This window comes from Streptomyces sp. NBC_00259 (genome assembly GCF_036181745.1).
Classification (GTDB): Bacteria; Actinomycetota; Actinomycetes; order Streptomycetales; family Streptomycetaceae; genus Streptomyces; species Streptomyces pratisoli.
Genome location: NZ_CP108080.1, coordinates 5,490,031 through 5,513,664 on the forward strand (window position 1 = coordinate 5,490,031; position 23,634 = coordinate 5,513,664).

At 70.3% G+C, this 23,634-nt stretch carries 25 protein-coding genes and 1 riboswitch; of the genes, 18 read left to right on the forward strand and 7 right to left on the reverse strand.

Features of this window, described 5'->3' with window-relative positions; genetic code table 11:
- Window positions 1-81: 81 nt before the first annotated feature.
- The 3 genes from OG766_RS24970 (at window position 82) to OG766_RS24980 (ending at window position 3,215) form a co-directional block, all read left to right on the forward strand.
- Window positions 82-849: an enoyl-CoA hydratase/isomerase family protein gene (locus OG766_RS24970; protein WP_328726246.1), complete on the forward strand. Its 768-nt coding sequence runs from the start codon at window positions 82-84 to the stop codon at window positions 847-849.
- A 274-nt stretch (window positions 850-1,123) separates the two neighbouring features.
- Window positions 1,124-1,627, forward strand: a complete 504-nt coding sequence (locus tag OG766_RS24975) for an ATP-binding protein (RefSeq protein ID WP_266383513.1) — start codon at window positions 1,124-1,126, stop codon at window positions 1,625-1,627.
- 409 nt (window positions 1,628-2,036) lie between these two features.
- Window positions 2,037-3,215, forward strand: a complete 1,179-nt coding sequence (locus OG766_RS24980; RefSeq protein ID WP_266383515.1) for a YVTN family beta-propeller repeat protein — start codon at window positions 2,037-2,039, stop codon at window positions 3,213-3,215.
- Between the two features lie 100 nt (window positions 3,216-3,315).
- Here the strand turns inward: OG766_RS24980 and OG766_RS24985 are convergent, their stop codons facing one another.
- On the reverse strand, window positions 3,316-3,954 hold the full coding sequence (locus tag OG766_RS24985) for a GNAT family N-acetyltransferase (RefSeq protein WP_328726247.1): 639 nt from the start codon (window positions 3,952-3,954) through the stop codon (window positions 3,316-3,318).
- 94 nt (window positions 3,955-4,048) lie between these two features.
- Between OG766_RS24985 and OG766_RS24990 the strand changes: the two genes are divergently transcribed.
- Together OG766_RS24990 and OG766_RS24995 are read left to right on the forward strand one after the other, a co-directional pair.
- A complete protein-coding gene (locus OG766_RS24990) occupies window positions 4,049-4,264 on the forward strand; it encodes an EF-hand domain-containing protein (RefSeq protein ID WP_266383520.1) in 216 nt (71 codons plus the stop codon).
- A 119-nt stretch (window positions 4,265-4,383) separates the two neighbouring features.
- Entirely contained in the window at window positions 4,384-4,962 is a 579-nt protein-coding gene (locus tag OG766_RS24995; protein WP_266383523.1) for a hypothetical protein, read from the forward strand.
- Between the two features lie 140 nt (window positions 4,963-5,102).
- Here OG766_RS24995 and OG766_RS25000 read toward each other — a convergent pair whose 3' ends face one another.
- From OG766_RS25000 to gcvT, 4 genes are all read right to left on the reverse strand, one after another.
- Window positions 5,103-6,470, reverse strand: a complete 1,368-nt coding sequence (locus OG766_RS25000) for an L-serine ammonia-lyase (RefSeq protein ID WP_266383526.1) — start codon at window positions 6,468-6,470, stop codon at window positions 5,103-5,105.
- Window positions 6,471-6,612: 142 nt separating this feature from the next.
- Complete coding sequence (glyA, locus tag OG766_RS25005) at window positions 6,613-7,872, reverse strand: serine hydroxymethyltransferase (RefSeq protein WP_328726248.1); 1,260 nt, start codon at window positions 7,870-7,872, stop codon at window positions 6,613-6,615.
- A 26-nt stretch (window positions 7,873-7,898) separates the two neighbouring features.
- Window positions 7,899-8,273, reverse strand: a complete 375-nt coding sequence (gene gcvH / locus OG766_RS25010) for a glycine cleavage system protein GcvH (RefSeq protein ID WP_266383531.1) — start codon at window positions 8,271-8,273, stop codon at window positions 7,899-7,901.
- 64 nt (window positions 8,274-8,337) lie between these two features.
- Window positions 8,338-9,453, reverse strand: a complete 1,116-nt coding sequence (gcvT, locus tag OG766_RS25015) for a glycine cleavage system aminomethyltransferase GcvT (RefSeq protein ID WP_266383533.1) — start codon at window positions 9,451-9,453, stop codon at window positions 8,338-8,340.
- Window positions 9,454-9,603: 150 nt separating this feature from the next.
- Window positions 9,604-9,701, reverse strand: a riboswitch (glycine riboswitch).
- Between the two features lie 128 nt (window positions 9,702-9,829).
- Between gcvT and OG766_RS25020 the strand changes: the two genes are divergently transcribed.
- The 10 genes from OG766_RS25020 (at window position 9,830) to OG766_RS25065 (ending at window position 20,319) form a co-directional block, all read left to right on the forward strand.
- Window positions 9,830-10,525, forward strand: coding sequence for an AAA family ATPase (locus OG766_RS25020; protein WP_328726249.1), 696 nt, complete (start codon window positions 9,830-9,832; stop codon window positions 10,523-10,525).
- A gap of 256 nt (window positions 10,526-10,781) precedes the next feature.
- The gene (locus OG766_RS25025; protein WP_266383538.1) at window positions 10,782-11,522 is read left to right on the forward strand and encodes an enhanced serine sensitivity protein SseB; all 741 of its coding nucleotides are present in this window, start codon (window positions 10,782-10,784) and stop codon (window positions 11,520-11,522) included.
- A gap of 114 nt (window positions 11,523-11,636) precedes the next feature.
- Window positions 11,637-12,422, forward strand: coding sequence for an enhanced serine sensitivity protein SseB C-terminal domain-containing protein (locus tag OG766_RS25030; protein ID WP_328726250.1), 786 nt, complete (start codon window positions 11,637-11,639; stop codon window positions 12,420-12,422).
- Window positions 12,423-12,631: 209 nt separating this feature from the next.
- Entirely contained in the window at window positions 12,632-14,302 is a 1,671-nt protein-coding gene (locus tag OG766_RS25035; RefSeq protein ID WP_266383544.1) for an ABC transporter substrate-binding protein, read from the forward strand.
- Between the two features lie 106 nt (window positions 14,303-14,408).
- Complete coding sequence (locus OG766_RS25040; protein ID WP_266383546.1) at window positions 14,409-15,413, forward strand: ABC transporter permease; 1,005 nt, start codon at window positions 14,409-14,411, stop codon at window positions 15,411-15,413.
- Window positions 15,413-16,375, forward strand: a complete 963-nt coding sequence (locus OG766_RS25045) for an ABC transporter permease (protein WP_266383549.1) — start codon at window positions 15,413-15,415, stop codon at window positions 16,373-16,375. The genes OG766_RS25040 and OG766_RS25045 overlap by 1 nt, the downstream gene beginning before the upstream one ends.
- A gap of 4 nt (window positions 16,376-16,379) precedes the next feature.
- On the forward strand, window positions 16,380-17,372 hold the full coding sequence (locus OG766_RS25050; protein ID WP_328726251.1) for an ABC transporter ATP-binding protein: 993 nt from the start codon (window positions 16,380-16,382) through the stop codon (window positions 17,370-17,372).
- Entirely contained in the window at window positions 17,369-18,595 is a 1,227-nt protein-coding gene (locus OG766_RS25055; RefSeq protein ID WP_328726252.1) for an ABC transporter ATP-binding protein, read from the forward strand. The genes OG766_RS25050 and OG766_RS25055 overlap by 4 nt, the downstream gene beginning before the upstream one ends.
- A gap of 122 nt (window positions 18,596-18,717) precedes the next feature.
- The gene (locus tag OG766_RS25060; protein WP_266383559.1) at window positions 18,718-19,380 is read left to right on the forward strand and encodes a trimeric intracellular cation channel family protein; all 663 of its coding nucleotides are present in this window, start codon (window positions 18,718-18,720) and stop codon (window positions 19,378-19,380) included.
- Window positions 19,381-19,446: 66 nt separating this feature from the next.
- Entirely contained in the window at window positions 19,447-20,319 is an 873-nt protein-coding gene (locus tag OG766_RS25065; RefSeq protein WP_328726253.1) for a thioesterase family protein, read from the forward strand.
- Between the two features lie 172 nt (window positions 20,320-20,491).
- Here OG766_RS25065 and OG766_RS25070 read toward each other — a convergent pair whose 3' ends face one another.
- Window positions 20,492-21,169, reverse strand: coding sequence for a TetR family transcriptional regulator (locus OG766_RS25070; RefSeq protein WP_266383563.1), 678 nt, complete (start codon window positions 21,167-21,169; stop codon window positions 20,492-20,494).
- A gap of 91 nt (window positions 21,170-21,260) precedes the next feature.
- Between OG766_RS25070 and OG766_RS25075 the strand changes: the two genes are divergently transcribed.
- The 3 genes from OG766_RS25075 (at window position 21,261) to OG766_RS25085 (ending at window position 22,938) form a co-directional block, all read left to right on the forward strand.
- On the forward strand, window positions 21,261-21,419 hold the full coding sequence (locus OG766_RS25075) for a hypothetical protein (protein ID WP_266383564.1): 159 nt from the start codon (window positions 21,261-21,263) through the stop codon (window positions 21,417-21,419).
- A 21-nt stretch (window positions 21,420-21,440) separates the two neighbouring features.
- On the forward strand, window positions 21,441-21,713 hold the full coding sequence (locus OG766_RS25080) for a DUF4190 domain-containing protein (protein WP_266383565.1): 273 nt from the start codon (window positions 21,441-21,443) through the stop codon (window positions 21,711-21,713).
- A 61-nt stretch (window positions 21,714-21,774) separates the two neighbouring features.
- Window positions 21,775-22,938: a cysteine desulfurase family protein gene (locus OG766_RS25085; RefSeq protein ID WP_266383567.1), complete on the forward strand. Its 1,164-nt coding sequence runs from the start codon at window positions 21,775-21,777 to the stop codon at window positions 22,936-22,938.
- Here the strand turns inward: OG766_RS25085 and OG766_RS25090 are convergent.
- Window positions 22,931-23,620, reverse strand: coding sequence for an N-acetylmuramoyl-L-alanine amidase (locus OG766_RS25090; RefSeq protein WP_328726254.1), 690 nt, complete (start codon window positions 23,618-23,620; stop codon window positions 22,931-22,933). The two genes, OG766_RS25085 and OG766_RS25090, sit on opposite strands and share 8 nt — an antisense overlap.
- Between the last annotated feature and the right edge of the window lie 14 nt (window positions 23,621-23,634).

Sequence of the window (23,634 nt, forward strand, 5' to 3'; positions counted from 1 at the left end):
GCGACGCATACGGACGCGGGGCCCGGTGCTGTGACGGACAGCACCGGGCCCTCGTGCGTTAACGGGGGCTAACCTCCCCGTATGACAGTCGAACTCGAAGTCTCCGAAGGCGTCGGCACCATCCGCCTGGACCGCCCGCCGATGAACGCCCTGGACATCGCCACCCAGGACCGGCTGCGCGAACTCGCCGCCGAGGCGACCGACCGCGACGACGTACGGGCCGTGATCATCTACGGCGGGGAGAAGGTGTTCGCGGCGGGCGCGGACATCAAGGAGATGCAGGTCATGGACCACGCCGCGATGGTCAAGCGGTCCAAGGCCCTCCAGGACTCGTTCACCGCCGTCGCCCGTATCCCCAAGCCCGTCGTCGCCGCCGTCACCGGCTACGCCCTGGGCGGCGGCTGCGAGCTGGCGCTCTGCGCCGACTTCAGGATCGCCGCCGACAACGCCAAGCTGGGTCAGCCGGAGATCCTGCTCGGCCTGATCCCGGGTGCGGGCGGCACCCAGCGGCTCGCCCGGCTGGTGGGCCCCTCCAAGGCCAAGGACCTGATCTTCACCGGTCACCAGGTGAAGGCCGAGGAGGCCCTGGCCATCGGCCTGGTCGACCGGGTCGTCCCGGCCGCCGAGGTGTACGAGCAGGCCCACGCGTGGGCGGCGAAGCTGGCCCAGGGGCCGGCGCTGGCCCTGCGGGCCGCCAAGGAGTCCGTCGACGCCGGGCTGGAGACCGACATCGACACCGGTCTCGCCATCGAACGGAACTGGTTCGCGGGGCTGTTCGCGACCGAGGACCGTGAGCGGGGCATGCGCAGCTTCGTCGAGGAGGGCCCGGGCAAGGCGAAGTTCGTCTGAACTGCCCTTGCCGGGCTCCTGGTTGGACACGGAGGCTCGGAGCGTCAACCTCGTGTGCGGCTTAATCGAGCCTTAAAGAAACCTTAAGGCGTTTGGCGTCACTGCTTGTGGCGAGCATGCGTGTGCGGTGCGTCACCGCAGGTCAGTCGGGCTGTGATGGTCCTCCTCCTGTCAGGGGCATATGTCGGGCCGATGTCCCGGAACGGTGCGTTCCGGGACATCGATTCCTGGGGAACGGCCCCTGGAGGGGCCTGATGCGGCCATGATGGGGGCCATGGCGGGGCTGGAAGGTGCTGAGCAACCGTGGGCGCGGGGCGGCGCGACCGCCGCGCGGTGGTTGCCGGCCGTCGAGGACGAGCAGGCGCTCAGGGCGGTCGAGTTGTTCGGTGATCCGACGGACGAGGAGGTCCAGCTCCCGTCCCGTCCCGAGTCCGCGGCCACCGCCCGAAGGCTGACGCAGTGTGTGGTCCTGCGTCAGTGGGCGCTTTCGCCGCAGATCGCCGAGCACGCGATCCTGCTCGTCTCCGAGCTCGTGGGCAACGCGGTGCGGCACACCGGCGCGCGGGTGTTCGGGTTGCGGATGGTGCGACGGCGCGGCTGGATCCGTATCGAGGTGCGTGACCCCTCGCGCGGGCTGCCCTGTCTGCTGCCCGTGCACGAGCTGGACACCAGTGGGCGCGGGCTCTTCCTCGTCGACAAGCTCTCCGACCGGTGGGGTGTCGATCTGCTGCCGCGCGGCAAGACCACCTGGTTCGAGATGCGGGTCTCCGAACGCTGACGCACGAAAGCCCCCTGTCCGCCGTGCTGCGGCGCTGAGGGGGCTTCGCGTGTGCGGTCGTGGACGGAGGGGGTGTATCCACGGCCCGCTTCTTCTGGACGACCTGGCCCGGGTCAGTGGGGGTCGTGCCACCGACTATGGCAGACATGCGACCTACTGCCAAAAGTACCTATCAGTTCAAACTCGGACATAAGTTGACATTTTAATGTTGAATTAAAGGTGAACTGGGCCACTCACCTGGTAAACCGTGAATAGGTATGGGCGCATCCGGGTGAAGCATCGGTTGGTGTAGACCTGACGCGCGAGCCGCGAAGGTCCTGAAGTGTGCCAATCGTTACTTTTCGCCTGCATCGCCCCTACCGTGCGGGCACCGACCGCCCGCGGTGCCGATCACGGAGCTGCCGACCTGATGCTGCATCTCACCAAGCGATCCCTGCCTCTCCTCGCGGCCGCCCTGCTCGCCGTCCCCGGTGCCGGCTGCAGCGCACCCGAAGAGCGGGACGCGGACGTCCCGCGGTCCGCGCTGCCGCTTCGGAGCAGGGAGGCCGTCGCTCCGGCCGGGCTGCCCGGTATGCCGCCGCTCCTCGATCCCAAGGACGTCTACGCCGCCGACCGCCCCGGCAGGCTCTCGCCGGTGGTGAGGGACTTCCCGTCGCGGGTCTACGTCCCCAACACCAACTCCAACACGGTCTCGGTCATCGACCCGGCCACGTACAAGGTCGTCGAGACCATCCCGGTCGGTGTCCAGCCCCAGCACGTCGTGCCGTCCTGGGACCTCAAGACCCTCTGGGTGAACAACAACCGTGGCCACTCCCTCACCCCGATCGACCCGGCCACCGGCATCGCGGGCGAGCCCGTCGAGGTCCATGACCCGTACAACCTCTACTTCACGCCCAACGGCCGCCACGCCGTCGTCATGGCCTCCCTCGACCGGGAACTGGTCTTCCGTGACCCGCACACGATGCGGACGGTCAAGACCACGCCGGTCTCCTGCTACGGCGTCAACCACGCCGACTTCTCCGCGGACGGGCGGTACTTCATCGTCTCCTGCGAGTTCTCCGGGGAACTGCTCAAGGTCGACACGGAGACGATGGAGGTCATCGGCCAGCAGAAGCTTCCGTACGGCGGCGCGATGCCGCAGGACGTGAAGATCTCGCCGGACGGCAGGACCTTCTACATCGCCGACATGGTCGCCCACGGCGTGTGGGTCCTGGACGGAGAGAAGTTCACCACGCCGAACCTGCTGCTCACCGGCAAGGGCTGCCACGGCCTCTACGTCAGCCGTGACTCGCGGGAGATGTACATCACCAACCGTGGCGAGGGATCCATCTCGGTCTTCGACTTCGCCCGGGACAGGCTGACGAAGAAGTGGCAGCTGCCGGGCGGCGGCTCACCGGACATGGGCGGCGTCTCCGCGGACGGCCGGGTCCTGTGGCTGTCCGGGCGCTACCACTCCGAGGTGTACGCGGTCGACACCACGACCGGTGAACAGCTCGCCCGCATCCCGGTCGGCAGCGGCCCGCACGGACTCGCGGTGTATCCGCAGCCGGGACGCTACTCGCTCGGCCACACCGGGGTCTTCCGCTGACCCGACCGCGGGTTGGGCTCCGGAGACGACCGCACGGCCGGGCGACGGTACGGCCGGGCGACGGCGCGCGCGGCGCCCGGAGCGTGCGGCGCCCGGGGCGTCAGCCGGCGGTCAACAGGGCCTCGGAGCCGACCGGTCGATAGCCGGCCTGCTGGAACGTCCGTACGCTGCGGGCGTTTCCGGGTGACTGCTGGGCCCAGATGTGTGTGCCGGGGACCAGATGGCGTGCCGCGAGCGCGAGCTCCACCCCCAGTCCCGCGCCACGAGCCTCCAGGTCGACCTCGATCGCGGCCTCCCAGCGCCCGGCGACCCCGCGGCCCAGCACCAGCACCCCGCCGTCCGCGGCCCACACCCGTACCTCGTCGCGGTACTTGAGCGCCCGTGCGACCCGCGGATGCGCCGGGTCCTCGATCTCCCGCAGCGCGAGCCCCGGTGGCCCGGGACGTGCGTCGGCGACGGTCAGCAGATCGATGGTGTTCATGGAACGGCCGGTCCTGGTCATCAAGGCGTGCAGGAAACCGGGGTTCATGCTCGCGGCGAGGGGATCGCTCGCCGCGGCGGCCAGGGCGCCCCGTACCCACTGCGGATCCTCGTCGGTGAACACCACCGAGTGCGCCGTGAAGGCCAGCACGCCCGCGTCCCGCGCACCGGGCTGCGGGACCACGGTGGTACGGCCGTCCTGCGGCGGGAAGTCTCCGCGCGCGGCCGCTGCCAGGATCCGTGCCACCGATTCGCTCATGTCCCCATCGTCCCCGATGCCCCCGCGGGCCGGATCACCGCCCGCCGCCGATAATCTGGCCTCCGTCAGTGATGCATGAAGAAGGGGTGGACCTGTGGCGGACATCGAGTCGGCACGTAAGGCCTTCGATCGATTCGACCTGAACGGCGACGGGCTGATCTCTGCCGCCGAGTACAAGAGCGCCATGGCGCAGCTCGGCGACTTCCACGTGACCGAGACGGTCGCGGAAGCTGTCATCAAGACCAAGGACGGCAACGGCGACGGCATGCTGACCTTCGACGAGTTCTGGGCGTCGATCGACCAGGCCTGACCGGTCCCGACGCCGACGGCGTACATAGGACGGCCCCGGCGCATGCGCCGGGGCCGTCCTCGTGTCGTCGGGGCCGGCCCTCGCAGGAGAGCCTTGACATCGGGAAGGAGGCCTTGAACATGCCGGAATCCCCATCCTCTGACCGTTCCCCTGAAGCGCGCGGCTGCCACGGGAGCGGGCGCCGGTTCCTCGGTTCTTCGCTGGAGGACCTGGAACGGTACGTGCTGACACCCGAAGCGGGGGCCCGCTCGCTGGAGTACTGGGAACAGGTGCGTGATTTCGCCGTCGGCGGCATGCAGTCCCACGATCTCTCGTGCGAAACCAGGCTCCGATGGGGTCGTCTTGCTCTCTCCGCAATCTCAAGAAAGGAGCGGAGCCGGACGCCACAGCAGGCGATGGCCGAGTCCGCCCACGTGCGTGCCTACATGATCCGGGAGTTCGGGGTCAGCACCGCGGATGCGGCTCGGGACCTTCCCGCTCTCTGCTCAGAGATCCTGCGGAACGTGGGAGTGTCCCCGGAGGCAGGCGCGCGGCTCGCCGAAGGGTGGAGATCGGCGTCGCGGGATCAGATGCTGCACCTGCGCCGAATCAAGAACATGCTGACTCCGCTGCTTCCCCTCCGCGCACTCCTGGAAGGTGACGACCGCGCCTTCCGGGAGACGCGAGCCTGGCTGGAGCTCGTTCCGCGCCTTCCTTGAACGACGCTCTTCCCGCTCAAGTTTGTGCTGGATGAGGGGCCTCCGTCGGAGGTCAGGCAGCCATGGCGTCCCCGCCGCGGAGGCAAGGAAGGCCCTGACAGCGCTGAAAGACATGAAAGCGCTGGTCAGGGCCTAGGTCCTCAGCACTCGATGATGTTCACCGCGAGACCGCCGCGCGCGGTCTCCTTGTACTTCACGGACATGTCCGCGCCGGTCTCCTTCATGGTCTTGATGACCTTGTCCAGGGAGACCTTGTGGCTGCCGTCGCCCCGCATCGCCATCCGGGCCGCCGTGACGGCCTTGACCGCCGCCATGCCGTTGCGCTCGATGCACGGGATCTGCACGAGGCCGCCGACCGGGTCGCAGGTCAGGCCCAGGTTGTGCTCCATGCCGATCTCCGCGGCGTTCTCCACCTGCTCCGGGGAGCCGCCGAGCACCTCGGCGAGCGCGCCGGCCGCCATGGAGCACGCCGAGCCGACCTCGCCCTGGCAGCCGACTTCGGCGCCGGAGATCGACGCGTTCTCCTTGAAGAGCATGCCGACCGCTCCGGCCGCCAGCAGGAAGCGGATCACCCCGTCCTCGTCGGCGCCGGGCACGAAGTTCATGTAGTAGTGCAGGACCGCGGGGATGATGCCCGCGGCGCCGTTCGTCGGGGCGGTGACGACGCGGCCGCCCGCCGCGTTCTCCTCGTTCACGGCCATCGCGTAGAGCGTGATCCACTCCATCGAGAGCGCCAGCGGGTCGCCCTCGGAGCGCAGCTTGCGCGCGGTGGTGGCGGCCCGGCGGCGCACCTTCAGACCGCCCGGCAGGATCCCCTCGCGGGACATGCCGCGCGAGACACAGGCCTGCATGACCCGCCAGATGTCCAGCAGGCCCTCGCGGATCTCCTCCTCGGTGCGCCAGGCCTTCTCGTTCTCCAGCATCAGCGCGGAGATCGACAGGCCGGTCTCGCGGGCGAGCCGCAGCAACTCGTCACCGGTGCGGAAGGGGTACTTCAGCACGGTGTCGTCCAGCTTGATCCGGTCCTCGCCGACGGCGTCCTCGTCGACGACGAAGCCGCCGCCTACCGAGTAGTACGTCTTCTCCATCAGCGTGGCGCCCTCGGCGTCGTACGCCCACAGGGTCATGCCGTTCGCGTGGTACGGGAGCGCCTTGCGGCGGTGCAGGACGAGGTCCTCGTCGAAGTCGAAGTCGATCTCGTGTGCCCCGAGCACGTTGATCCGCTTGGTGGCCTTGATGCGCTCGACCTGGTCGTCGGCGGTCTCGACGTCGACGGTGCGCGGGGACTCGCCCTCCAGGCCCAGCAGGACGGCCTTCGGGGTGCCGTGGCCGTGGCCGGTCGCCCCCAGCGAGCCGTACAGCTCGGCCCGTACCGCGGTGGTGTGGGCGAGCACGCCCTCGTTCTTCAGCCGGCGGGCGAACAGGCCGGCGGCTCGCATCGGGCCGACCGTGTGGGAGCTGGACGGGCCTATGCCGATCGAGAACAGGTCGAAGACCGAGATGGCCACGGGGTACTCCTTGAGGTGGTAGACGCCGTCGTCTGCCAGGGGTGTGGTGCAGAGGGGCGGTACGTGGTGCGGGGCACCGCACTCACTGTCCAGTGTGCGCGGTGCCCCTGTTGTTCTGCTGCGGGCTGCTTGCGGGCTTCGCTTACAGACCAGGGTAAAGCGGGTGCTTCGCGGCCAGCGCCGAGACGCGTGCCTTCAGGGCCTCGGCGTCGTACGACGGCTTGAGCACCTCGGCGATGACGTCGGCGACCTCACGGAAGTCCTCCGCCTGGAAACCGCGGGTGGCGAGCGCCGGCGTACCGATACGCAGGCCCGAGGTGACCATCGGCGGACGGGGGTCGTTCGGGACCGCGTTGCGGTTGACCGTGATGCCGACCTCGTGGAGCCGGTCCTCGGCCTGCTGGCCGTCCAGCTCCGAGTGTCGCAGGTCCACCAGGACCAGGTGGACGTCCGTGCCGCCGGACAGGACCGAGACACCCGCCTGCTTGACGTCGTCCTGGACCAGACGCTCGGCGATGATCTTCGAGCCGTCCAGGGTGCGCTGCTGGCGCTCCTTGAACTCCTCGGAGGCCGCGACCTTGAAGGAGACCGCCTTCGCCGCGATGACGTGCTCCAGCGGACCGCCCTGCTGGCCGGGGAAGACCGCGGAGTTGATCTTCTTGGCCAGCTCGGAGGTGCAGAGGATCACGCCACCGCGCGGGCCGCCCAGCGTCTTGTGCGTGGTCGTGGTCACGACATGGGCGTGCGGCACCGGGTTCGGGTGCAGACCGGCCGCGACCAGACCCGCGAAGTGGGCCATGTCGACCATCAGGTACGCGCCGACCTCGTCCGCGATCCGGCGGAACGCGGCGAAGTCCAGCTGGCGCGGGTACGCGGACCAGCCGGCCACGATCAGCTTCGGCTTGGACTCCTTGGCGAGCCGCTCGACCTCGGCCATGTCGACCTGGCCGGTGGCGTCGTCGACGTGGTACGCGACCACGTTGTAGAGCTTGCCGGAGAAGTTGATCTTCATGCCGTGGGTCAGGTGCCCGCCGTGGGCGAGGTTCAGACCCATGATCGTGTCGCCCGGCTTGAGCAGCGCGAACATCGCCGCCGCGTTGGCCTGGGCACCCGAGTGCGGCTGGACGTTGGCGTGCTCGGCGCCGAACAGCTCCTTGATGCGGTCGATGGCGATCTGCTCGACCACGTCGACGTGCTCACAGCCGCCGTAGTAGCGGCGGCCCGGGTAGCCCTCGGCGTACTTGTTGGTGAGGACGGAGCCCTGTGCCTCCATGACCGCGACCGGGGCGAAGTTCTCCGAGGCGATCATTTCCAGGGTGGACTGCTGACGGTGGAGCTCGGCGTCGACGGCGGCGGCGACATCCGGGTCGAGCTCGTGGAGAGAGGTGTTGAGAAGCGACATCACGCGATCCCTACGGTCGGGTCTGGTCAGCTGGCGAAATCGGTGTACTCGGCGGCGGAGAGCAGGTCCTTCGGCTCCTCCGCGACGCGCACCTTGAACAGCCAGCCACCCTCGAACGGGGCGGAGTTCACCAGCGACGGGTCGTCCACGACGTCCTGGTTGGCCGCGACGACCTCGCCGGTCACCGGGGAGTACAGGTCGCTGACCGACTTGGTCGACTCCAGCTCACCGCAGGTCTCGCCCGCGGTCACCGTGTCACCGACCTCCGGGAGCTGGACGTACACGACATCGCCGAGGGCGTTCGCCGCATGCTCCGTGATGCCGACCGTCGACACGCCGTCCTCGGCGGCCGACAGCCACTCGTGCTCCTTGCTGTAACGCAGCTGCTGGGGGTTGCTCATGACCTGAATTCTCCTGTACGCGGGGGAGTGCTGCTGATGGGGGCTGCTGAAGCTGCTGGAGTGACTACTTCTGGCGCTTGTAGAAGGGGAGCGCCACGACCTCGTACGGCTCATGGGTACCGCGGATGTCGACGCCCACGCCTTCGCTGCCCGCTTCGGCGTGCGCCGCGTCCACGTAGGCGATCGCGATCGGCTTGCCCAGGGTCGGGGACGGGGCACCGGAGGTGACCTCGCCGACGACCTCGCCGCCGGCGACCACGGACATGCCCGAGCGCGGCACCCGGCGGCCCTCGGCGATCAGGCCGACGAGCTTGCGCGGCGGGTTGTCCGCGGCACGCTCGGCGGCGGCCTCGAGAGCCGCACGCCCGACGAAGTCGCCTTCCTTCTCGAACTTCACGACCCGCCCCAGACCCGCGTCGAAGGGGGTGAGCGAGGTGGTCAGCTCATTGCCGTACAGCGGCATGCCCGCCTCCAGGCGCAGCGTGTCGCGGCAGGACAGACCGCAGGGGACGAGACCGACCGGCTCTCCCGCCTCGGTCAGCGCCTTCCACAGCTTCTCCGCGTGCTGCGGCTCGACGAACAGCTCGAAGCCGTCCTCGCCGGTGTAGCCGGTACGGGCGATCAGGGCGGGGACGCCGGCGACGGTGCCGGGGAGGCCCGCGTAGTACTTCAGTCCCTCCAGGTCGGCGTCGGTGAGCGACTTGAGGATGCCGGGGGACTCGGGGCCCTGTACGGCGATGAGCGCATATGCGTCACGGTCGTCGCGTACAGCCGCGTCGAAGCCGCCCGCCCGCTCGGCGAGGGCGTCCAGGACGATCTGCGCGTTCGAGGCGTTGGCGACGACCATGTACTCGGTCTCGCCGAGGCGGTAGACGATCAGGTCGTCGAGGATGCCGCCGTCCTCACGGCAGATCATCGTGTAGCGGGCACGGCCGACGGCGACGCCGCCGATGTTCCCGACCAGCGCGTGGTCCAGCAGGGCTGCGGCCTGCGGCCCGGTGACGGTGATCTCGCCCATGTGGGAGAGGTCGAACAGACCGGCCTTGGTGCGTACGGCGTTGTGCTCGTCGCGCTCACTCGCGTATCGCAGCGGCATGTCCCAGCCGGCGAAATCGGTCATCGTCGCGCCCAGCGAGCGATGCAGGGCATCGAGGGCGGTGAGACGGGGGGCGTTGCTCATGGATGGGGCTCCCAGGGCATGACTGGCGAGGACGATCCTCCCCATCTGTCATCGAAACCTGAGAGGTTCATCACGACCACATATGCGGGTGATCGCGACTTGCACCTTGGGTGGAGCCACAGGAGCTGCGGCCCGCTTTTCAGATCTGCCTCATCGCGCGCGGTACGGGGCCTGAGAGATTCAAGGGAGGGACTTGCTCCTTCGGCGCCCGGCCCACACAGTGGCCAGGACTCTCCCGCGCGGATTCAAGCGGCCGGTATGCAGTTTGCGCGGACATCATTGCACGGGCGCCCTGATCGGCAAATCACTTGTTGGTCATTACCTTTTCTTTAAGCTTCTTGGGCAGGGTCTCGTCAGACCCGACAGGGGGAGAGTGATGACGTTGCATCGGACCGGTGCGTATCCGGCGACGGCCGGGGTGCCCGCCCGGCCACGAGTTCCGGCTCGGCCGGGTGCGCCACGGCGCGAGCTCCTGGGTGTCGCCACGGACACGCCGGTCGTGCGTGACCTGCGGGAACGGGGCGGGCGCGGCCCGCGCGTGCTCGCCTTCGGCCGCGGGGACGTGGTGGTGATCTCCGGGCTGCCCGGAAGCGGGAAGTCCACGCTGATCCGGCGCACGGCCGAGGGCGGCGGGATCGACTCGCAGGACGCCCGCGACCGCTGGGCCCGCTGGATGCCACGGCGGCTGCCGTACGCCGTCTACCGCCCGCTCGTCCGTCTGGCCCACTACGCCGGGCTGTGGCGCGCACTGCACTCCGGAGCGAGCGTGGTCGTCCACGACTGCGGGACGCAGTCCTGGGTGCGGCGCTGGCTGGCCCGCGAGGCCCGCCGCCGTGGCCGTGCCCTCCACCTCCTCCTGCTGGACGTGACCCCGGACGTCGCCCGCGCGGGCCAGCGGGAGCGCGGCCGGGGCGTCTCCGGCTACGCCTTCGCCCGCCACCGGCGCGCGGTGGGCCGCCTCATCCGCGACGCGGAGCGCGGCCGCCTTCCCGCGGGCTGTGCCTCCGCGGTCCTCCTGGACCGCGAGGGCGCCTCGGCCCTCTCCCGCATCGCCTTCACCGAGGCGCCCTGACCGGAGCGTTCGATCCCCATCGCCGGACGGACCCGGCTGGAGCCGTCCGGCGACGGGGGATGCGGCCACGGTGGCCTGCCTCGCCCGTTCCCCGCGCCCGCGGGGGACGCGGCGAGCGGGCTCAGGGGCCGGGAGCGGGTTCGCGGGCCGGAGCCCCGGAAGCGGGCGCCCGGGACGGGGCCGCGTCCGTGCCCGTTACCCTGCTGCGCAGGACATCACGGCCCCACGGGGCCGGACGGGGAAGCAGGGAACGCACGTGGACACGACATGGCCCGCCAATGAGCTCGAAGAGGTGCTCGCCGCCTCGGTCGGCAACCCCGCGGCCGGTGGCCGCCTCGTCGAGGTGCTGGCCCGCAGCGCCGTCTGGGTGCCCCTGCCCAACGGCGGCGGCCCCGACAGCCCCGGCCTCGACCTGCCGACCCTGGAGATCGACGGCGCGCCGTACGTCCCCGTCTTCAGCTCCCAGCACCAGTTCCTCCTCTGCATGGGCGACCAGATGTCCGGCACCGTCGCGCCGGCCGTCGAGTTCGCCCGCGGGCTGCCCCCGCAGCTCGGTATCGCCGTGAACCCCGGCGGCGCCGTGGGCGTACCGCTCCCACCGCCCGCCGTCGCCGAGCTGTGCCGGGGAGGTCGTACGGCACTGGACGGTTCGGCGAGCGGCGGCCGCGTCCGGCTCTTCGAACCGGACTGGCAGGAGGAGCCGGTCGACTTCCTCGCCGCCGCCGCGGGCGAGTTCGAGTCCACCCGGGTCGTGCAGACCGCCCGCCGGGTGCTGGCCAGCGTCGAGGGCGGCGACCCCGTCCTCTTCGTCGGCGTCCAGCTCTCCGCCTTCGACGACCCCGACCGCACCGCGCCCATGGACGCGCTCGGCCGCGCGCTCGGCCGCGTCGCCGTGAAGTGGCCGGTCAACCTCGTGCTGCTGGACATCGCCCAGGACCCGGTCGGCGACTGGATGCTCAACCGGGTACGGCCGTTCTACACCCGCCAGTACGCGTAGTCGTCAAGTTGGTGTCGGTACGGCCGCTTAAGCTGGTTTGATGACGTGGTCGCCGCACTCGTGTGCCCAGGGCGGCCCGAGGGAACGGCGGATCGAAGAGGGGCGGGACCCAGAGTGAGTGCGTCAGGCACCGCTGCGGCCGGGCAGGTCGAGCACATGCTGCGCCAGGTGACGCCCGGGCGCTACGACGCGTACGAGGCGCTCCTGCACGCCCTCTCCGACGGCCGGGTCTGGATGCTCCTCTGGCACGGCCGGGCGGGCTCCCCCGACGCCCAGTACGGAAACATGGAGGTGGACGGCCTCGGCTACGCGCCCTGTGTCACCTCCGCGCAGGAGCTCTCCGCCTCCGGCTGGACCAGGTCGCACGAAGTGGTCGGTGGCGTCGACATCGCCCGCGCCCTCTACCCCGACCGCTGGGGTATCTGGCTCAACCCGCACGCGCCGGGCGGCGGCGTCGGCATCCCCTGGGCCGATCTGCGCCGGATCGCCACCGGCCTCGACCGGATGCCCGCCGGGCCGTTGAGGCTTTCCGAGCCGGCCATCGAGATCCCGCAGTTCTTCGCCCTCCTCACGCAGAACGCCCACCGCACCCCGGCCGTCCGCTCGTTGCGCCGCGCCTGGGTGCAGCCCGCGCTCGGCGCCCCGTATCTCGCCATCGGCCTCGACCTGTACGACACGGGCCAGCAGTCCGTCGACACGGTGCGCGCGATGATGCAGCAGTCGATCGCCGCCGTCCCGGACGGACTCCCGGTGTCCACCGTCGCCATGTCCGACGAGTACGACCCGGTGACCATGTGGCTGCGGGCCAATGCCCGCCCCTTCTACGACCGTGAGGCCCACGCCGCGCCGCCCGAGCAGCCGGGCTACGGCTACCCGCCACCCACCGCCCAGTACCGCTGACCCACCCCCCGGCGGGCCGCCCGCCCAACGGCGTTCCGTGTCCTGGAAGTTAACGGGACGCGGTCCGATGTCCCGGATGGACCCGTTTTGGCGAGTGTCCGGGTCTCAGGTGTGCATCACCGCTATGCGGACTGTTCTCCCGTTCGAGACTCGTCTGTAGTGTTCGGCCGGTCAAGACCTCCTCCACAGGCGGATTCCAGGGGTGGACCATGCCAATATTCAAGTCCAGAGCCGTCAGGGTGATAACGGCGGCCGTCGCGGTCGGCCTCATCGCCACGGGTTGCTCGAGCGAGCGCGACAAGGGCGGCGACAAGGGTGACGCCAAGGACACCTTTGTCTTCGGCGCTCCGGGCGACCCGGGCTCCCTGGACCCGGCCCTCGCGAGCGACGGTGAGACGTTCCGCGTCACCCGTCAGGCCTTCGAGGCGCTGCTGGAGCACGAGTCCGGCGGCAGCAAGCTCGTCGGCGGTCTCGCCGAGAAGTGGTCGGCCGACCCGGCCGGCAAGGTCTGGACCTTCAACCTCCGCAAGGGCGTCAAGTTCCACGACGGCGAGGCGTTCAACGCGGCCGCGGTCTGCGCCAACTACGACCACTGGTTCAACTGGACGGGCACGTACCAGTCGAGCGCGGTCTCGTACTACTGGCAGACCATCATGGGCGGCTTCGCGAAGAACGAGGACAAGGAGACGCCGAAGGCGAACTACAAGTCCTGCACCGCCAAGGACGAGAACACCGCGGTCATCGAGGTCAACGAGACCTCGGCCAACCTGCCCGGCGGCTTCTCGCTCCAGGCCCTCGCCATCCACTCGCCGAAGGCGCTGGCGGAGTACAAGAAGCAGGACGCGACCGCCAAGGGCGACGCGATCACGTACCCCAAGTACAGCCAGGAGGCCGGCACGGTCGCCGGCACCGGCCCGTACAAGATCGCGAAGTGGAACAAGGGCAACAAGGAAGTCACCCTCGAGCGCTTCGACGACTACTGGGGCGAGAAGGCCAAGGTGAAGAACCTGGTCATCCGCACGATCGACACCGAGGACGGCCGCCGTCAGGCGCTGCAGGCCGGTGACATCGACGGCTACGACCTGGTCGCCCCCGCCGACATCAAGACGCTGGAGAGCGCCGGCTTCAAGGTGCCGACCCGTGACGTCTTCAACCTCTTCTACCTCGGCATGTCCCAGGAGAAGAACCCGGCGCTGAAGAAGCCCGCCGTGCGCCAGGCCATCGCGCACGCCATCGACCGCGAGAACCTGGTCAAGACCCAGCTGCCCGAGGGCGGCAAGGTCGCCACGCAGTTCATGCCCGACACGGTCGCCGGCTTCTCCGAGAACGTGAAGAAGTACCCCTTCGACACGGCCAAGGCCAAGTCGCTGCTCGCCTCCGCGGGCGCGGGCAACCTGTCGATCGACTTCTGCTACCCGACCGAGGTCACCCGCCCGTACATGCCTGCTCCGCAGGACATCTTCGAGCTGATCAAGGCCGACCTGGAGAAGGCCGGCGTCACGGTCACCCCGAAGCCGATGAAGTGGGCCCCGGACTACCTGGACGCCACCGAGGCCGGTTCCTGCTCCCTGCACATGCTCGGCTGGACCGGTGACTTCAACGACGGCTACAACTTCATCGGCACCTGGTTCGCCGAGTACGACAAGCAGTGGGGCTTCAAGGACCCGAAGGTCTTCGCCGCGGTGAAGGCGGGCTCCATCGAGGCCGACCCGACCAAGCGTGTGGACCTCTACAAGAAGGCCAACGAGGCCATCATGGAGTACCTGCCGGGCGTGCCGCTGTCCTCCTCGCCGCCGGCCATCGCCTTCGGCAAGAACGTCAACCCGCCGAAGGTCTCCCCGCTGACGCAGGAGAACTTCGCCGAGGTCTCCTTCAAGTAGCACACCGCATGGGGTCCGCCCGGCCGACGGAACGCCGTTGGCCGGGCGGACCCGCATCCCATTCCTGTACCACTCGTACAACACACGCAAGAAAGGGGCATGCGGGGTGTTGCGACTCGTCGTACGACGACTGCTACAGCTGATACCCACCCTGCTCGGCCTGTCGGTTCTGCTCTTCATCTGGCTGAACCGGCTGCCCGGCGGACCCGCCTCAGCGATCCTGGGCGAGCGGGCGACCGAAGCCGAAGTGGCACGCATCAACCGCGCGCTCGGACTCGACCAGCCGCTCTACGTCCAGTACGGACGCTTCCTCAAGCGGATCTTCGAGCTCGACCTCGGCACGTCGACCCAGACCGGACAGCCGGTGTGGGACGAGTTCGTCCTGAGATTCCCCGCCACCGTGGAGCTCAGCGTCGCGGCGATGCTGATCGCCGTGGCGGTCGGCATCCCGCTCGGCTACCTCGCCGCCCGCAAGCGCGGCGGCTGGATCGACGTGGCCTCGGTCTCCGGGTCGCTCGTCGGGATCTGCATCCCGGTCTTCTTCCTCGCCCTGCTCCTCAAGGGCATCTTCGCGGTCAACCTCGGGCTCTTCCCCAGCTTCGGCCGCCTCGAGACAGGACTCGACGCCACCACGGTGACCGGATTCGCCGTCCTCGACGGTGTCCTCACCGGTGAGTTCGACGCCTCCTGGGACGCGATCATGCACCTGGTGCTGCCCGCGATCGCCCTCTCCTCCATCCCGCTCGCCGTCATCGTCCGGATGACCCGCGCCAGCGTGCTGGAGGTACTCGGCGAGGACTATGTCCGCACCGCCGAATCCAAGGGCCTGGAGCGCAGGGTCGTCCGCGGCCGGCACATCCTGCGCAACGCGCTGCTGCCCGTGGTCACCACGATCGGTCTGCTGACCGGCAGCCTGCTGTCGGGCGCGGTGCTCACCGAATCGGTGTTCTCCTTCGGTGGCATCGGCGACTTCATCCGCAAGGCGATCGACGCCCGCGACTACCCGGTGCTCGTCGGCTTCATCATGTTCATCGCGACCGTGTACGTCCTGATCAACCTGCTGGTCGACCTCGCGTACAGCGTCATTGATCCGAGGGTGCGGGTGCACTGATGAGCCTGGCAACTACCAAGACGTCGAAGATCGACCGGCTCGCGGAACTCACCGCGCAGACCGAGAGCTCCAGCGGTGCCAGCCTCTGGCGCGAGGCGTTCCGCCGCCTTCGCTCCAGCAAGATGGCCATCATCGGCGCCGTCGTCATCGCCCTCTTCGTCGTGATCGCGATCGTGGGGCCGTGGTTCGCCCCGCACACACCGACCGCGCAGACCTGGCGCGGTGAAGTCTTCCCCAACCAGGGCAAGTTCGTCGGCGCCCGGGGGGAGAACTGGTTCGGCCTGGACCACCTGGGCCGCGACCTGTTCTCCCGCATGCTCGTGGGCGCCCGGCAGACGCTGCTGGTCGGTGTGGTCTCCATGCTCATCGGCCTGGTCCTCGGCGCCCTCGTCGGCGCCCTGTCGGGCGCGGCGGCCACCCTCGGCGGGCGCGCGGGGCAGCGCGTCGACGACACCATCATGCGGGTCACCGACATCCTGCTGGCCCTGCCGTCGCTGCTGCTCGCCGTCTCCGTCGCCGCGGTGATGGGACAGTCGCTGACCACGGTGATGATCGCCGTCGGTGTGGTGCAGATCCCCATCTTCGCCCGGCTCCTGCGGGGTTCGATGCTCGCGCAGGGCGGCAGCGACTACGTGCTCGCCGCGCGCGCCCTCGGCGTACGCAAGCGGCGCATCGTCATGACCCAGATCATGCCGAACTCGCTCAGCCCGGTGATCGTCCAGGCGACGCTCAGCCTCGCCACCGCCATCATCGAGGCCGCGGCACTCTCCTACCTGGGTCTCGGCAATCCCGACCCGGCCGTCCCGGAGTGGGGCGTCATGCTCTCCCAGGCACAGCGCTTCTTCGACAACGCGCCGATGATGTCCTTCTATCCGGCGGTCGGCATCATCATCACCGCCCTCGGCTTCACTCTGCTCGGCGAGGCCATGCGCGAAGCCCTCGACCCGAAGCTGCGAGGTTGATGTCATGCCACTGCTCAACGTGGACGAACTCACCGTCACCTTCGGCGGACGCGGCCGCAGGGACGTCAAGGCCGTCAACGGGGTCTCCTTCTCCGTCGACGAGGGCCAGGTCGTCGGACTCGTCGGCGAGTCGGGCTGCGGAAAGTCCGTCACCTCGCTCGCCCTGATGGGCCTCCTCCCGGCCAAGGGCGTCACCCTCGGCGGGCGGGCCGACTTCGACGGCGCCGACCTGCTGACGATGAGCTCCCGCAAGATCCGGGACCTGCGCGGCAGCAAGCTCGCGATGATCTTCCAGGACCCGCTGTCCTCGCTGAACCCGGTCATCCCGATCGGGGTCCAGGTGACCGAGATCCTCCAGCGCCACCGCGGCCTGAAGGGCGAGGCCGCCCGCAAGGAGGCCGCGCACCTGCTGGACCGGGTCGGCATCCCCGACCCGACGCGGCGGCTCAAGGAGTACCCGCACCAGCTCTCCGGCGGAATGCGGCAGCGCGCCCTGATCGCCATGGCCGTGGCCTGTGCGCCCCGGCTGCTGATCGCGGACGAGCCGACCACCGCGCTCGACGTCACGATCCAGGCGCAGATCCTGGAGCTGCTCAAGGAGCTCGTCGACGAGGAGGGCACAGCCCTGCTGATGATCACCCATGACCTGGGTGTCGTCGCCGGGCTCTGCGACCAGGTCAACGTGCTCTACGCGGGCAAGGTCGTCGAATCCTCCGGGCGGCGCGAGCTGTTCGCCCACCCGACGCACCCGTACACCCACGGGCTGCTCGGTTCCATCCCGCGGCTCGACGCCCCGCGCGGCGAGTCCCTCAACCCGATCCGCGGGTCCATCAACGACCAGATCGCCTGGGCCGACGGCTGTGCCTTCGCGCCGCGCTGCGACCGCTACGAGCTGGAGTGCCTCACCGGCACGCCCGAACTGACCGAACCACGCGAGGCCGGGCACCGGGCCCGCTGCGTCAACCCGGTCCTGGCCACGACGGAGGTCCCGGCATGAGCCTGCTCGAACTCGACGGAGTGAAGGTCCACTTCCCCGTCAAGAAGGGCATCCTCTTCGACCGCACGGTCGGCCACGTCTACGCCGTGGACGGCGTCTCGCTGTCCGTCGAGGCCGGTCAGACGTACGGCCTCGTCGGCGAGTCCGGCTGCGGCAAGACGACGCTGGGCCGGGCGGTGCTCCGCCTCGTCGACATCACCGACGGCGAGGTCGTCCTCGACGGCACGGACCTGGCGAAGCTGCCCGAGAAGGAGATGCGCACCTTCCGGCGCCGGCTCCAGATGGTCTTCCAGGACCCGCTGGGAAGCCTCAACCCGCGCCAGAACATCGAGTCGATCCTCTCCGAGGGCATGGCCGCGCACGGCATCGGCGCGAACCAGGACGAACGCCGGGAGAAGATCAAGGAGATCCTGGCCAAGGTCGGGCTCCCGACGAACGCGCTGTCCCGCTACCCGCACGAGTTCTCCGGCGGTCAGCGGCAGCGGATCGGGATCGCCCGGGCGCTGGTGCTCGAACCGGACGTGATCATCTGCGACGAGCCGGTCTCGGCGCTGGACGTCTCGATCCAGGCGCAGGTCATCAACCTGCTGGAGGAGCTCCAGGAGTCGCTGGGCCTGACCTACCTGGTCATCGCCCACGACCTCGCCGTCGTCCGGCACATCTCGGACGTGATCGGGGTCATGTACCTCGGCTCCCTGGTGGAGGAGGCCCCGAGCGACGCGCTGTACGCGGAGCCCAAGCACCCGTACACCAAGGCGCTGATGTCGGCGGTGCCGGTGCCGGACCCGGAGGTCGAGGACCGTCGCGAGCGCATCCTGCTGGTCGGGGACCTTCCGTCGCCCGCGAACCCCCCTGCGGGCTGCCGCTTCCACACGCGCTGCCCGTGGAAGCAGGACACGCTGTGCGCCACGAAGCGGCCCGAGCTGAAGGACCTCGGCGGCGGTCACAAGGTTGCGTGCCACTTCGCGGCGGAGATCGCCGCGGGCGAGATCGCCCGCACGTCGGGCGAGGTCGTCCCCGCGGTCCGCGAGGGCGTCGAGGACGTCGATCCCGAGGTCGTCGCCACGTCGGGGTCGGTGGCCGAGGCGTCCGAGGACGCGGCGGAAGCGGCGGAGGACGAGGCGGAGACGTCGGAGGCGCCGGTCCCGTCTCCCCGCGAGGAGCCGGCCGGCGGCGTGGAGGACTCCGCGGAGAACACCTCGGAGGCTCCCGCGAGCAAGTAGCCAGGGATACGTCCACCGGGGCGCGGGCCATGGTGCCCGCGCCCCGGCCCGTTCTCCGGCCCCTGACGGGGGCTGGACGGGGGCTGGACGGGCCTCCTGCCGGGAGGCGGCACAATTGGTCGGTGCTCCGCGAACTGTTCACCCCCTCCGTTCAGCATGCCCTGGACCTCGTCGGCATCTTCGTCTTCGCGATCTCCGGCGCCCTCCTTGCCGTACGCAAGAACTTCGACGTCTTCGGCATCGCCGTCCTCGCCGAGGTCACCGCCCTCGGCGGTGGCCTGTTCCGCGATCTGATCATCGGTGCCGTGCCGCCCGCCGCGTTCACGGATCTCGGATACTTCGTGATGCCGCTCGTCGCCGCCGGCCTCGTCTTCTTCCTCCACCCCGAGGTCGAACGCATCCAGGGCTCGGTCAACGTCTTCGACGCCGCCGGTCTCGGCCTCTTCGCCGTCACCGGGACGACCAAGGCGTACGAGTACGGCCTCGGCCTGACCGCCTCGGCGACCCTGGGCCTCGCCACCGCCGTCGGCGGCGGTGTGCTGCGCGACGTGCTCGCCAACGAGGTGCCGTCGCTGCTGCGGTGGGACCGTGACCTGTACGCCGTTCCCGCCATCGTCGGCGCCACGATGGTCGTCCTCTTCATCCGCTTCGACATGCTCAACGCCGTCACCAGCGGACTCGCGGTCCTGACGGCGTTCGCCATACGTCTGCTCGCGATGCGCTTCCACTGGCGGGCGCCGCGCGCCTGGAACCGGCGTTCGTCGGCCGCGGAAGAGACCGCCTGAGCCGGAACGGGCAGCCCGCCCACCGAAAAGCTACCGCTTAGTAGTTATCTGTTGTACGGTTCAGGCATGGCACAGGTGGCACAAGTGGCACAGGCAAGCATCGGAGACAGCGAGTTCGACCGCGACACCGCTGTCACCCTCCGGGACGCGGACGTCCCCGGTGTGTACGACGCGGAGCTCTCCGCGGGCTGGACGATCATCACCGCCGTCAACGGCGGCTACCTGCTGGCGCTGCTCGGCCGCGCCCTGGGGGACGCCCTCCCGCACCCCGATCCGTTCGCCGTCTCCGCGCATTACCTCAGCCCCTCCGAGCCGGGCCCCGCGGTGATCCGTACCGAGACGATCCGGACCGGACGCACCCTCTCCACCGGCCAGGCCTCCCTCTTCCAGTACGCGCAGGACGGCACCGAGGTCGAGCGCATCCGCGTCCTCGCCACCTACGGCGACCTCGACGGGCTGCCCGACGAGGTCCGTACGAGCGCGAAGCCCCCGGCCATCCCCCCGTACGAGCACTGCCTCGGTCCGTCCGACGGGCCCGCGCCCGCCATCCCCGGCTCCTCCGCGATCACCGAGCGGCTGAACATCAAGCTCGATCCCGCGACCGTCGGCTGGGTCGTCGGCGCGCCCTCGGGCAAGGGCGAGATGCGCGGCTGGTTCGGCCTCGCCGACGGCCGTGACGCCGACCCGCTGTCGCTGCTGCTCACCGTGGACGCCCTCCCGCCGACCTCGTTCGAGCTGGGCCTCAAGGGCTGGACCCCCACCGTCGAGCTCACCACCCACATCCGCTGCCGCCCGGCGCCGGGCCCGCTGCGGGTCGCCATCACCACCCGTAACCTCGCCGGCGGCTTCCTGGAGGAGGACGCCGAGGTCTGGGACAGCGCGGACCGGCTGGTCGCCCAGTCCCGCCAGCTGGCGAAGGCGCCTCTGTCGCGCGGCTGACCCGCGAACGGGCCGGGCTGCCCCGCGGTCGGGCGGGGCAGCCCAGCAGGGCGCCCTCCCCGTCCACCTCCGGCCGGGTGGCCCGGCCACCGGAGAAGGGCACCGCCTAGCCTCGGACCTGACCTGGGGGTTTGACCTGGGCCTGCCGCGGCCGGGCTCCGGGCTGCGGGGCTCAGGACGGGCGGTGTCCGGGATCGCGCGCCACCCAGTGACGGCGGCCCAGGGAGACCAGGCGGAGCCGGTCGCGGGCCGTGCGGGCGATCTGCTCCTCGTCGGGTTCGGCGCGGGAGCCGGGCTCGCCGGACTCGCCGGCCTCGTGGGCCGACAGAAACGCGGATGCGGTCATCACCATGTGCTCGACGTACACGCCCGCCAGCATCCGCAGATCCTCCTCGCTCCACCCCTCCGACACGGGTTCGCGGGCCAGCGCCGCGGTCACCTCCTCGGTGAAGCCGTGCAGTTGGGACGCGATGGCCGCGCGCACCGGCCCGACGCCGCCGTGGCGCTCGCGCGCGATGAAGCGGAAGTGGGCGGGCTGCTCGCGCACATGACGGGCGATGAGATCCACGGTGCGGTCGATCCGTACCTCGCTGTCGCCGGTGTCGGCGAGGATCTCCGCGATCAGCCCGTGCAGGCTGCCCAGCGTCTCCTCGACCAGCGCCACACCGAGCTCGGCCAGATCCGCGAAGTGCCGGTAGAACGCGGTCGGCGCCACGCCCACGGCACGGGTCACCTCGCGCAGCCCGAGGCTGCTCAGGCTCTGCTTCTCCAGCAGCCGCAGGGCGGCGTCCAGGAATGCCTGACGGGTCTTCAACTTCTGGGCCTGGCGGATGCCGATGGTGTGACTCATACCATTCAGTAAACAACTGTTCTCTGGGATAGGGAAGACTAGACTGGGAAGTCAGTTAACACTCGTACTCTCAAAGGAGGGGTGGGGGAAGATGCTCGCCCTCGTCGCCGCGGTCGCCCTGCTGGGCGTCCTCCTGGGCGCCGTGGCCCAGATCCCGCTGTCCGTGTCCACCGCGGCCGCCGCCGTCATCGGCGTCTGGCTGCTCGGCTTCGCCGTACGTGAGCGCCTCGCGCGCCGCGCGGCGCGCTGACCGAAAAGGAGCGGCACCACCATGGAACTCACCTCGTCCGCCCGCCGGTTCACCGGCACGCGCGACGCCGACGGCATGGCCGTCGCCTCGTTCGTCCTCGGCCTGGCCGGGCTGCTCGTGATGAACATCGTCCTCGGACCCGTCGCCATCGTCCTCGCGGGCCTCGCCCTGTGGCGCGGTACGGCCCGGCGTGGACGGGCTCTGCTGGGGCTCGCGCTCGGCATTGCCGACCTCGTCGTCCTCGCCACGCTCGTCGTCGGCAACGGGATGGTCGTCTGGAGCCCGGGCGGCTGACGGCCCCTGGCCGCCCGGGGGCGGAAGCCGGCCCCGGGCGGCTCGTAGAATCGTCTGCACCATGGCTTACCTCGACCACGCCGCGACCACTCCGATGCTTCCGGAGGCGATCGAGGCGATGACCGCCCAGCTCGCCGTCACCGGCAACGCCTCGTCGTTGCACGCCGCGGGCCGCCGGGCCCGCCGAACCGTCGAGGAGGCCCGCGAGACCCTCGCCGAGGCGCTCGGGGCGCGCCCCAGCGAGGTCGTCCTCACCGCGGGCGGCACCGAAGCGGACAACCTCGCCGTCAAGGGCCTGTACTGGGCCCGCCGCGCCGCCGACCCGCGCCGCACCCGCGTCCTGGCCAGCCCGGTCGAGCACCACGCCGTGCTCGACGCCGTGCACTGGCTCGGCGAGCACGAGGGCGCGAGCGTCGAGTATCTGCCCGTCGACGCCCATGGCCGGGTGCACCCCGAGGCGCTGCGCGAAGCCATCGAGCGCGACCCCGCGGATGTGGCCTTCGTCACCGTCATGTGGGCCAACAACGAGATCGGCACCGTCATGCCGGTCCGTGAACTCGCCGGGATCGCTGCGGAGTTCGGCATTCCGCTGCACTCGGACGCGGTCCAGGCCTTCGGGCAGCTCGACGTCGACTTCGGCGCCTCCGGCCTCGCCGCGATGACCGTCAGCGGCCACAAGATCGGCGGCCCGTACGGGATCGGCGCACTGCTGCTCGGCCGTGAGTACAGCCCGGTGCCGGTGCTGCACGGCGGCGGCCAGGAGCGGCACGTACGCTCCGGAACCCTCGACGTCCCCGCCGTGGCCTCCTTCGCCGTCGCCGGCCGGCTCGCCGCCGAGCGCCGCGACGACTTCGCCCGCGACATCGGCGCACTGCGCGACAAGCTCGTCGACGCCGTGCGCGGCGCCGTACCCGACGCGATCCTCGGCGGTGACCCGGAGAACCGGCTTCCGGCCAACGCCCATTTCACGTTCCCCGGCTGTGAGGGCGACTCGCTGCTGCTCCTCCTGGACGCCCAGGGCATCGAGTGCTCCACGGGCTCCGCCTGCACGGCCGGCATCGCCCAGCCCAGCCATGTCCTCCTCGCCACCGGCACCGACCCGGACCTGGCCCGCGGCACGCTCCGCTTCAGCCTCGGTCACACCTCCACCGAGGAGGACGTCGAGGCCGTCGCCAAGGCGATCGGGCCGGCGGTGGAGCGGGCCCGGACGGCGGGGCTCAGCTAGCGGTCGTGGTGCTCGGGCCGGTGCTGGGCGAAGGCGACGCTGCCGGAACCGCGCGCACCAGCCGTATGTACCGGTCCCAGTCCCAGTGCGGACCCGGGTCGGTGTGGTCCGTGCCCGGCACCTCCACATGGCCGATGATGTGCTCCCGGTCCACCGGGATGCCGTACCGCCGGCATATCCCGGCCGTCAGCCGCGCCGACGACGCGTACATCGCGTCCGTGAAGTCCCGCGGGCGGTCGACGAAGCCCTCGTGCTCGATGCCGATGCTCCGCTCGTTGACGCCGCGGTTCCCGGCGTGGAAGGCGACGTCGAGCTCGCGGATCATCTGGGCGACCCGCCCGTCCTTGCCCACCACGTAGTGCGCCGCCGCGCCGTGCCCCGGGTCCTTGAAGACCCGCAGCGCCGTCCGGTAGCTGCCCTGGACGACATGGATCACGACGCGGTCGATCGTGTAGTCGTCGGGCCGGTCCGCACGCCGCCAGTTCGACCGCGAGGCCGCCGTCCACACCGCGCCCGCGTGGTCCAGCTCGCCCTCCACGCGCTTCTTCTCCATGCCGGGCAGCCGCCACCAGGCACGCGCCAGCTCCTCCCGGGCCGCCACACCCACCCCGACGAGCGCGGCTCCGCCGCCGATCAGCACGGCCCGCCGGCCGAAGCCGCGCTGCCCCTCGTTACGCCCCATGCCACCCCTCTTCG

Excerpts from the sequence above, each read along its gene's own strand:
- OG766_RS24970 (WP_328726246.1), top strand. The coding sequence starts at position 82 with ATGACAGTCGAACTCGAAGTCTCCGAAGGCGTCGGCACCATCCGCCTG.
- OG766_RS24975 (WP_266383513.1), top strand. The coding sequence starts at position 1,124 with ATGGCGGGGCTGGAAGGTGCTGAGCAACCGTGGGCGCGGGGCGGCGCG.
- OG766_RS24980 (WP_266383515.1), top strand. The coding sequence starts at position 2,037 with ATGCTGCATCTCACCAAGCGATCCCTGCCTCTCCTCGCGGCCGCCCTG.
- OG766_RS24985 (WP_328726247.1), bottom strand. The coding sequence starts at position 3,954 with ATGAGCGAATCGGTGGCACGGATCCTGGCAGCGGCCGCGCGCGGAGAC.
- OG766_RS24995 (WP_266383523.1), top strand. The coding sequence starts at position 4,384 with ATGCCGGAATCCCCATCCTCTGACCGTTCCCCTGAAGCGCGCGGCTGC.
- glyA (WP_328726248.1), bottom strand. The coding sequence starts at position 7,872 with ATGTCGCTTCTCAACACCTCTCTCCACGAGCTCGACCCGGATGTCGCC.
- gcvH (WP_266383531.1), bottom strand. The coding sequence starts at position 8,273 with ATGAGCAACCCCCAGCAGCTGCGTTACAGCAAGGAGCACGAGTGGCTG.
- gcvT (WP_266383533.1), bottom strand. The coding sequence starts at position 9,453 with ATGAGCAACGCCCCCCGTCTCACCGCCCTCGATGCCCTGCATCGCTCG.
- OG766_RS25020 (WP_328726249.1), top strand. The coding sequence starts at position 9,830 with ATGACGTTGCATCGGACCGGTGCGTATCCGGCGACGGCCGGGGTGCCC.
- OG766_RS25035 (WP_266383544.1), top strand. The coding sequence starts at position 12,632 with ATGCCAATATTCAAGTCCAGAGCCGTCAGGGTGATAACGGCGGCCGTC.
- OG766_RS25045 (WP_266383549.1), top strand. The coding sequence starts at position 15,413 with ATGAGCCTGGCAACTACCAAGACGTCGAAGATCGACCGGCTCGCGGAA.
- OG766_RS25050 (WP_328726251.1), top strand. The coding sequence starts at position 16,380 with ATGCCACTGCTCAACGTGGACGAACTCACCGTCACCTTCGGCGGACGC.
- OG766_RS25055 (WP_328726252.1), top strand. The coding sequence starts at position 17,369 with ATGAGCCTGCTCGAACTCGACGGAGTGAAGGTCCACTTCCCCGTCAAG.
- OG766_RS25065 (WP_328726253.1), top strand. The coding sequence starts at position 19,447 with ATGGCACAGGTGGCACAAGTGGCACAGGCAAGCATCGGAGACAGCGAG.
- OG766_RS25070 (WP_266383563.1), bottom strand. The coding sequence starts at position 21,169 with ATGAGTCACACCATCGGCATCCGCCAGGCCCAGAAGTTGAAGACCCGT.
- OG766_RS25075 (WP_266383564.1), top strand. The coding sequence starts at position 21,261 with ATGCTCGCCCTCGTCGCCGCGGTCGCCCTGCTGGGCGTCCTCCTGGGC.
- OG766_RS25080 (WP_266383565.1), top strand. The coding sequence starts at position 21,441 with ATGGAACTCACCTCGTCCGCCCGCCGGTTCACCGGCACGCGCGACGCC.
- OG766_RS25085 (WP_266383567.1), top strand. The coding sequence starts at position 21,775 with ATGGCTTACCTCGACCACGCCGCGACCACTCCGATGCTTCCGGAGGCG.
- OG766_RS25090 (WP_328726254.1), bottom strand. The coding sequence starts at position 23,620 with ATGGGGCGTAACGAGGGGCAGCGCGGCTTCGGCCGGCGGGCCGTGCTG.